The organism is Mesorhizobium sp. BHbdii (assembly GCF_053848045.1).
In genome coordinates, this window is sequence record NZ_JBSPKX010000170.1 from 1 (window position 1) to 478 (window position 478).

Here is a 478-nt window from a genome sequence, read left to right on the forward strand (position 1 = left end):
GACTTGCGCGCTGGCGCCCGGGTAATGAGCGCTGACCACGACCTGGGGCGGCGTGATATCGGGAAACTGCGAGACCGGCAGCAGGAAATAACAAATCGTCCCGGCTAGCACCATGATGATGGCGATCGCTGAGGCGAAGATCGGACGGTGGATGAAGAAGTTCACCATGACACACATGCCTCGCCGGCTGCTCTTGCCCGCCCGAAGGCGCTGGCAAGTCTCGACAACTGGCCGTGCCCGTCACGGGAGGCATCCCGCGAACGCAGCAACGGCACGTCGCGGCGCTGACCATCGGCAAGCGAGCGAAGCATCTTCTCGAAGGCGCGGGGGTCGACCCCATCTGCCTTCATGACCAGCCGGATCATCGGATCCCGGACGGCCTCATCTATGGTAAGATCGCGGCGCTGTGGCATTGGCCGGCTCCTTATCTGTCGATTCGCAGCGCATGCTCGCGAACCGTTTTTCATTTCCTCACCGG

Annotated in this window: 2 protein-coding genes; both read right to left on the reverse strand. The window is 62.6% G+C overall.

All coding sequences use genetic code 11. The features are described from left to right. Window positions 1–168 (reverse strand): efflux RND transporter permease subunit (locus tag ACWTU8_RS32450; protein WP_455851328.1); only part of this gene is annotated, 168 nt, incomplete at its 3' end. Further along, complete coding sequence (locus tag ACWTU8_RS32455; RefSeq protein ID WP_454581945.1) at window positions 162–413, reverse strand: hypothetical protein; 252 nt, start codon at window positions 411–413, stop codon at window positions 162–164. The genes ACWTU8_RS32455 and ACWTU8_RS32450, both read right to left, overlap by 7 nt. Between the last annotated feature and the right edge of the window lie 65 nt (window positions 414–478).

Excerpts from the sequence above, each read along its gene's own strand:
- ACWTU8_RS32455 (WP_454581945.1), bottom strand. The coding sequence starts at position 413 with ATGCCACAGCGCCGCGATCTTACCATAGATGAGGCCGTCCGGGATCCG.